Genomic DNA, 7,874 nt, shown 5'->3' with positions numbered 1-7,874 from the left:
CGTGCTACAATGGATGGTACAACGAGTCGCAAAACCGCAAGGTCTAGCCAATCTCTTAAAGCCATTCTCAGTTCGGATTGCAGGCTGCAACTCGCCTGCATGAAGCTGGAATCGCTAGTAATCGCGAATCAGAACGTCGCGGTGAATACGTTCCCGGGTCTTGTACACACCGCCCGTCACACCACGAGAGTTTGTAACACCCGAAGTCGGTAGGGTAACCCTTAGGGGAGCCAGCCGCCGAAGGTGGGATGGATGATTGGGGTGAAGTCGTAACAAGGTAGCCGTATCGGAAGGTGCGGCTGGATCACCTCCTTTCTAAGGATATTGCCATTAGGGCAAACGGAGCCTACACATTTGATGATTACTTTGTTTAGTTTTGAGGGATAGATTTCCTTCAATCTTTGTTCTTTGAAAACTAGATAGTTGATTATATAACAAACACAAAAGTTAAGACACAACACCGAAACAAAATAAAACTGAGACCGTCTTGTTTAGACAAGACACTCAGCGCTATAAATACCCTTAACCGTCAGGTTAAGTGAATAAGGGCGCACGGTGAATGCCTTGGCACTAGGAGCCGATGAAGGACGGGACTAACGCCGATATGCTTCGGGGAGCTGTAAGTAAGCTTTGATCCGGAGATTTCCGAATGGGGGAACCCATCACTTTTCATCAAGTGATATATCTGTAGTGAATACATAGCTATGGATAAGGTAACGCAGGGAACTGAAACATCTAAGTACCTGCAGGAAGAGAAAGCAAATGCGATTCCCTGAGTAGCGGCGAGCGAAACGGGAAGAGGCCAAACCAAAAGGCTTGCCTTTTGGGGTTGTAGGACTGGCGACATGGACGAGAGCGAATAGCAGAAATGACTGGAAAGTCATGCGAGACAGGTGAAAGCCCCGTATGCGACATTCAAACTTGCCTAGCCGGTATCCTGAGTACGGCGGAACACGAGAAATTCCGTCGGAATCCGGGAGGACCATCTCCCAAGCCTAAATACTACCTAGTGACCGATAGTGAACCAGTACCGTGAGGGAAAGGTGAAAAGAACCCCGGAAGGGGAGTGAAACAGCACCTGAAACCGTGTGCTTACAAGTAGTCAGAGCCCGTTAATGGGTGATGGCGTACCTTTTGTAGAATGGACCGGCGAGTGACGATGACATGCAAGGTTAAGCCGAAGAGGTGGAGCCGCAGCGAAAGCGAGTCTGAATAGGGCGTTGAGTATGCCGTCGTCGACCCGAAACCAAGTGACCTACCCATGTCCAGGGTGAAGGTGCAGTGAAATGCACTGGAGGCCCGAACCCGTGTACGTTGAAAAGTGCTGGGATGAGGTGTGGGTAGCGGAGAAATTCCAATCGAACTTGGAGATAGCTGGTTCTCTCCGAAATAGCTTTAGGGCTAGCCTCGGATAATATGCATCGTGGAGGTAGAGCGACTGTTTGGACTAGGGGCCCTTATCGGGTTACCGAATCCTGATAAACTCCGAATGCCACAGATGTAGATCCGGGAGTCACACTGCGAGTGATAAGATCCGTAGTGGAAAGGGAAACAGCCCAGACCGTCGGCTAAGGCCCCCAAATTCTTGTTAAGTGGAAAAGGATGTGGGGCTGCTTAGACAACTAGGATGTTGGCTCAGAAGCAGCCATCATTTAAAGAGTGCGTAATAGCTCACTAGTCGAGTGGCCCTGCGCCGAAAATGTATCGGGGCTAAACAAGGTGCCGAAGCCACGGATAGAACCAATGGTTCTATGGTAGGAGAGCGTTCTAAGGGCGTTGAAGCAAGATCGTGAGGACTTGTGGAGCGCTTAGAAGTGAGAATGCCGGTATGAGTAGCGAAAGACGGGTGAGAATCCCGTCCACCGAATGACTAAGGTTTCCTGGGGAAGGCTCGTCCTCCCAGGGTTAGTCGGGACCTAAGCTGAGGCCGAAAGGCGTAAGCGATGGACAACAGGTAGAGATTCCTGTACCAGTCTGCTTTGTTTGAACAATGGAGGGACGCAGAAGGCTAAGATGAGCACGCTGATGGAATAGCGTGTCCAAGCAATAAGTCTGAGAAAGAGTCAAATGCTTTTTCTCGCACGGACAAGTTGTGATGGGGAGGGAATTAGAGTACCGAAGCATCTGATGTCACACTGCCAAGAAAAGCTTCTAGTTAGAAGTAGGCTGCCCGTACCGCAAACCGACACAGGTAGTCGAGGAGAGAATCCTAAGGTGATCGAGAGAACTCTCGTTAAGGAACTCGGCAAAATGACCCCGTAACTTCGGGAGAAGGGGTGCTGACCAATTGGTCAGCCGCAGTGAATAGGCCCAAGCGACTGTTTACCAAAAACACAGGTCTCTGCTAATTCGAAAGAAGATGTATAGGGGCTGACACCTGCCCGGTGCTGAAGGTTAAGAGGAAGGGTTAGCTTCGGCGAAGCTCTGAATTGAAGCCCCAGTAAACGGCGGCCGTAACTATAACGGTCCTAAGGTAGCGAAATTCCTTGTCGGGTAAGTTCCGACCCGCACGAAAGGTGTAACGATTTGGGCACTGTCTCAACGAGAGACTCGGTGAAATTATAGTACCTGTGAAAATGCAGGTTACCCGCGACAGGACGGAAAGACCCCATGGAGCTTTACTGTAGTTTGATATTGAGTGTCTGTACAGCTTGTACAGGATAGGTAGGAGCCTATGAAGCCAGGACGCCAGTCTTGGTGGAGGCGTTGGTGGGATACTACCCTCGCTGTATGGCCACTCTAACCCACGACCGTTAACCGGTCGGGAGACAGTGTCAGATGGACAGTTTGACTGGGGCGGTCGCCTCCTAAAATGTAACGGAGGCGCCCAAAGGTTCCCTCAGAATGGTTGGAAATCATTCGTAGAGTGTAAAGGCAAAAGGGAGCTTGACTGCGAGACCTACAAGTCGAGCAGGGACGAAAGTCGGGCTTAGTGATCCGGTGGTACCGTATGGAAGGGCCATCGCTCAACGGATAAAAGCTACCCTGGGGATAACAGGCTTATCTCCCCCAAGAGTTCACATCGACGGGGAGGTTTGGCACCTCGATGTCGGCTCATCGCATCCTGGGGCTGTAGTCGGTCCCAAGGGTTGGGCTGTTCGCCCATTAAAGCGGTACGCGAGCTGGGTTCAGAACGTCGTGAGACAGTTCGGTCCCTATCCGTCGCGGGCGTTGGAGATTTGAGAAGAGCTATCCTTAGTACGAGAGGACCGGGATGGACATACCGCTGGTGTACCAGTTGTCAAGCCATTGGCATCGCTGGGTAGCTATGTGTGGAAAGGATAAACGCTGAAAGCATCTAAGCGTGAAGCCCCCTTCAAGATGAGATCTCCCATTCCTTTAAGGAAGTAAGACCCCTGAAAGATTATCAGGTAGATAGGCTGGAAGTGGAAGCGTAGTGATATGTGGAGCGGACCAGTACTAATCGGTCGAGGACTTAACCACCAAAGGTGGGATAAGGGTATGATGTGGAGTTGTGTTGACTCCTTTGTGTGTGTGTAAGATCAACTATCTAGTTTTGAGAGAACAAGGTTCTCATCTAAATAAGAAGAGTCACTGTGCGGTGGCGATGGCGGGAAGGATCCACCTGTTCCCATTCCGAACACAGCCGTTAAGCTTCCCAGCGCCGAGGATAGTGAAGGGTTTCCCTTTGTGAAAGCAGGACGTTGCCGTGCAGCTCTTTTTTTGATATAATGGTGCTAATATAATTATTCCGCAATAGCTCAGCTGGTAGAGCGCATGACTGTTAATCATGATGTCGCAGGTTCGAGCCCTGCTTGCGGAGTTTTTTTTTGTTTAGAATTTGCCGCTTTAGCTCAGTAGGTAGAGCGCATCCATGGTAAGGATGAGGTCGCCGGTTCGAATCCGGCAAGTGGCTTACTTAAAAAGAGATCCTTAGGGTCTCTTTTTTTTGTATGTTTATTGGATGATGTAGGTAATCATTGATGATTCGTAGGCGAAATATTGGCTTCAACGATACAGATATTACACTACTGAATTTTATCTGTTTTAAATTATACTTCAAAGGTTTAAACAACTCATGATGCCCTCAAGTAAACTGCCATTAAGTTAAGATTAGTAAAAAAGTCTGATGATTTGATAAATATTTCAAAAAAAGTAGTCGAATGTGTATTTTTCATTTGTTAATTTAGTATTTACTTCAACTAGAAGATGGCATCAATAATTTTTTTGTTTGTATTAAGAAACTATGGACTGCCCCAGCTCAGTAATACTAGGATACAGATACAGATTGTATAACAAAGGAGATTTACATATAATTAATTGTTGGCTTTTTTTGTTTTTATTAAAAATAAACCGAATGTGATGAGATTCAAGTGAAATCGATACCCTGGTAATGTGCCCTCAATCGGTTATTTAAAATAGCAATTACTCATTTTATTTACAGAAGAATACCCAACCACAACATAGTATAAATCATGAGGAGCTATAAATGGAAAAAATAAACCGATACAAGCACAATGCTTTATACTTAATGAATCTTTTTTGTTGAGTAACCAGATTTTATAGAATTTTTTGTTTATTATACTTTTTCCACTCAACCATACTCGAACGTGGCTATCCAGTAAGTAAATCTAGAATACTTTTTTGAATCACTTGGATTTAAACTTACGTTATTCTGACCGTAAATTAATGTAAGTAGGGAATGCTTAGAAGCATATGTGATCTGGAATGCAGATATAACTATGTGTAATTATTCTATTCAGCCTACACTGCCTGTAAATGAGGAAAGGACATTACTAGTTCCAGCAGCTATAATAGTCAGTTAATAATTTATTCGATATGGTCAAGTCTGTGTTGAAATTATTTTCAGGAAGACTTCTTAAAAATACTGATATTATTCAATAATTGTAGCTGAAAACCCACGACTTACTCGTGGGTCGATAAACCTACGGGGGATATGAGTCCGCTTTGGCGGATTTAAATGCCCTATTTACACTTTTAGGGATGAGTTAGCAGCCTAAACTAAATAAAGATATGTAGTAAACAAACGATGCATACAATGAAGAATAATTAATGTAAATTTTCATACTACATGGTACACTTAAATTAAATAATTTATATAAGGAGTGATTTCTGTGGATTTTATAAAAGGTGAGAATCGCTTTTACAAAGAAGAAAATGGGGAATTGTTAGCAGAAATAACTTATGTTCCAAAAGAAGCTGTTGTTGAGGTTGATCACGTTTTTGTTGATCCGACGCTTAGAGGACAAGGTGTAGCTGAAAAGTTAGTGGAGCGGGTAGTAGAAGAAATGGAAAAAGAAGGCAAAAAAATTATCCCTGTTTGTCCCTATGTCGTTACACTTTTCGATAGAAAACCTGAAAAGTATAATCATATACATGCAAAATAATGTTTCTACTAAGATTTAATGTTTTTACCTAAAAATGTTGACAAATCAGTTGGTTTATTATAATATGTATCTTGTGCTTAAAAAGCACGAGATATGCTGGCCCCTTGGTCAAGCGGTTAAGACACCGCCCTTTCACGGCGGTAACACGGGTTCGAATCCCGTAGGGGTCATAGCAATTCATTAATAAAGTTTAATATTGCCGGTTTAGCTCAGTTGGTAGAGCAACTGAATCGTAATCAGTGGGTCGAGGGTTCAATTCCTTTAGCCGGCATTTCGTATTTTAATACGGAGGGATAGCGAAGTGGTCAAACGCAGCGGACTGTAAATCCGTTCCTTCGGGTTCGTAGGTTCAAATCCTACTCCCTCCATTTATTGGGCTATCGCCAAGCGGTAAGGCAGCGGGTTTTGATCCCGTCATTCCTAGGTTCGAATCCTAGTAGCCCAGTATTCTATAAAAACTGTGCGGCAATTTGCTGCACAGTTTTTTTGTGTAATTTGAAATGATTATTCTTAAATACTTTATGACACGAATAGTTGTTAATCGATAAAATTCACTCGTTTACAGCTTATGATTGTATGGTATACTTACACAGTATATGGTTAGATTTTGGAGGTGGCGTAATGCCTATAGAATTTCTGAGAACATTTGATTGGTCAAGATTATTTGCTTGGCGAACAGGGATTAATATCATTGATATTTTGATTGTCGCTTTTTTTATGTATCAGCTCATGCGAATTGTGAAAGGTACACGTGCTGTAGAACTGTTAAAGGGAATTGGCGTTATCTTATTACTCAAATTTGTAAGTGTGTTATTCCGACTTAATACGACAGAGTTCGTTGTTGATTTCGTTATTCAATGGTCTGCATTAGCGCTTATTATTATATTCCAACCTGAATTAAGACGAGGATTAGAGCACCTCGGTCGAGGATCCGTATTTGGAAGAAAACGAAAATCAAATCCTAGTGAACAAGTTGTTGAGCATTTATCCCATGCCTTACAATATATGGGCAAAAGACGAATTGGTGCGTTGATTTCAATCGAAATGGAAACAGGACTTGACGAATACATTGAAACCGGGATACCGATCAATGCTGACTTGTCTTCTGAATTACTTATTAATATTTTCATACCTAATACACCTTTGCATGACGGTGCTGTGATTATTAAGGACTATAAAATTGCGACAGCCGCAAGTTATCTTCCGCTTTCAGAGAGTCCAGCCATTCCGAAAAAATTAGGGACTCGACATCGTGCTGCGATTGGTTTGTCGGAAGTGTCCGATGCTATTACACTAGTTGTTTCAGAAGAAACTGGGGATATAAGCATCTCTCGTAGAGGAAACCTTATTAATGATATGACACAAGAAGAAGTCATCAGTTACTTAAATAAAGAAATAGTCGAAACTGAGAAAGAGAAAGAGACACGAGGACCTTTACAACAATTTATAGAAGATGTTAGAAAAGGGGTGTCGGGTAAATGAAGATGAATGTTGATAATCCTTGGATTTCAAAATTGATTGCTTTGTTTTTTGCTATCGTTCTTTTCTCGTTTGTAACTTATGAGAATCAATCACGCAATCTTTCAACAAATCCAACAGATGGAGCGAGTATTACGAGTTCAGAAGTCATTACCAATTTACCGATCGATATAAATATTGACCGCGATAATTATTTCGTATCAGGCATACCGGAAACGGCTACAATACGATTAGAAGGTCCGCAGGCTATATTGACACAAACTTTAGCCACGCAAAACTTTACTATTGAAACACCTGACTTGGAAGAATTAGGTCCTGGAAGCCATACTATTGAGTTGGAGGCAGCTGGACTAAGTAACCAGTTGAATTATAGTGTAATGCCTTCAGAAGTTGCAGTAGAAATAGAGGAAAAAAGAGTAGAGGATCATGAAGTAAGCATTGAGTTCAATGAATATGCTCATCTGTCAGACGGCTATCGAGCTCAGGAACCTATTTTATCTAATGAAACGGTGACGATTTCGGGTGCGCTATCTACAATGGAGCAAATCAGTGATGTGATGGTAGTTGTTATGCCAGAAGGAAGCAATATCACTGAAGATATCGAAATGACATTAAACGTATTGGTGCTCGACGAAACGGGTGACCCTTTAAATGTAAACATTTCTCCACAGCTAATCGATGTCATGATTCCTGTTAAAGGAACGCAAAGGACATTGCCGATTGTCCTGGAAGAATCGGGAATCCCAAACGAAGATTATGAATATGCATTAGAAGTTGCTCAAGGGGAACCAGAGAACGTGACGATTACGGGAGAATCTGCTATTATAGAAGAGTTGAATAATTTTGTAATAGAAGTCGATGTCTCAGGGGTTACAGAATCAACAATACGGACGATACCTTTGAATCATCCAGATGGTATAACTGAAACAAGTCCTCGTGAGTTGGATGTTTTGATTCGCGTAACTAGAGTACAAAAAGATGAAGAAGAAGAAGAAAACGAAAATGAGAATGAGAATTAATCAAATT

Annotated in this window: 3 protein-coding genes, 6 tRNA genes and 3 rRNA genes (1 of these 12 only partly in view); all 12 read left to right on the top strand. The window is 43.1% G+C overall.

Annotation, left to right across the window (positions count from 1 at the left end; translation table 11 throughout):
* Positions 1 to 315: ribosomal RNA gene (locus ACO1PF_RS04130) — 16S ribosomal RNA — on the top strand (it extends 1,234 nt beyond the left edge of the window).
* A 217-nt stretch (positions 316 to 532) separates the two neighbouring features.
* Positions 533 to 3,444 (top strand): 23S ribosomal RNA (locus ACO1PF_RS04125).
* Positions 3,445 to 3,558: 114 nt separating this feature from the next.
* Positions 3,559 to 3,674: ribosomal RNA gene (gene rrf / locus ACO1PF_RS04120) — 5S ribosomal RNA — on the top strand.
* The 16S, 23S and 5S rRNA genes sit together here with 2 tRNA genes alongside, the layout of an rRNA operon.
* Before the next feature lie 37 nt (positions 3,675 to 3,711).
* Positions 3,712 to 3,784 (top strand) — tRNA-Asn (locus ACO1PF_RS04115).
* A 20-nt stretch (positions 3,785 to 3,804) separates the two neighbouring features.
* Positions 3,805 to 3,877, top strand: a tRNA-Thr gene (locus tag ACO1PF_RS04110).
* A 1,219-nt stretch (positions 3,878 to 5,096) separates the two neighbouring features.
* On the top strand, positions 5,097 to 5,369 hold the full coding sequence (locus tag ACO1PF_RS04105; protein ID WP_423190079.1) for a GNAT family N-acetyltransferase: 273 nt from the start codon (positions 5,097 to 5,099) through the stop codon (positions 5,367 to 5,369).
* Between the two features lie 98 nt (positions 5,370 to 5,467).
* Positions 5,468 to 5,539 (top strand) — tRNA-Glu (locus tag ACO1PF_RS04100).
* A gap of 28 nt (positions 5,540 to 5,567) precedes the next feature.
* Positions 5,568 to 5,640, top strand: a tRNA-Thr gene (locus ACO1PF_RS04095).
* Between the two features lie 16 nt (positions 5,641 to 5,656).
* Positions 5,657 to 5,737: transfer RNA gene (locus ACO1PF_RS04090), tRNA-Tyr, on the top strand.
* A 5-nt stretch (positions 5,738 to 5,742) separates the two neighbouring features.
* Positions 5,743 to 5,814, top strand: a tRNA-Gln gene (locus tag ACO1PF_RS04085).
* Between the two features lie 176 nt (positions 5,815 to 5,990).
* Positions 5,991 to 6,851, top strand: coding sequence for a diadenylate cyclase CdaA (cdaA, locus tag ACO1PF_RS04080; RefSeq protein WP_423190078.1), 861 nt, complete (start codon positions 5,991 to 5,993; stop codon positions 6,849 to 6,851).
* Positions 6,848 to 7,867, top strand: coding sequence for a CdaR family protein (locus ACO1PF_RS04075; RefSeq protein WP_423190077.1), 1,020 nt, complete (start codon positions 6,848 to 6,850; stop codon positions 7,865 to 7,867). The genes cdaA and ACO1PF_RS04075 overlap by 4 nt, the downstream gene beginning before the upstream one ends.
* Positions 7,868 to 7,874 lie beyond the last annotated feature (7 nt).

This window comes from Alkalibacterium sp. f15 (genome assembly GCF_049389645.1).
Classification (GTDB): domain Bacteria; phylum Bacillota; class Bacilli; order Lactobacillales; family Carnobacteriaceae_A; genus Alkalibacterium.
The sequence above is the reverse complement of the archived record's forward strand: the minus strand, read 5'-3'. Positions and strand labels throughout refer to the sequence as shown.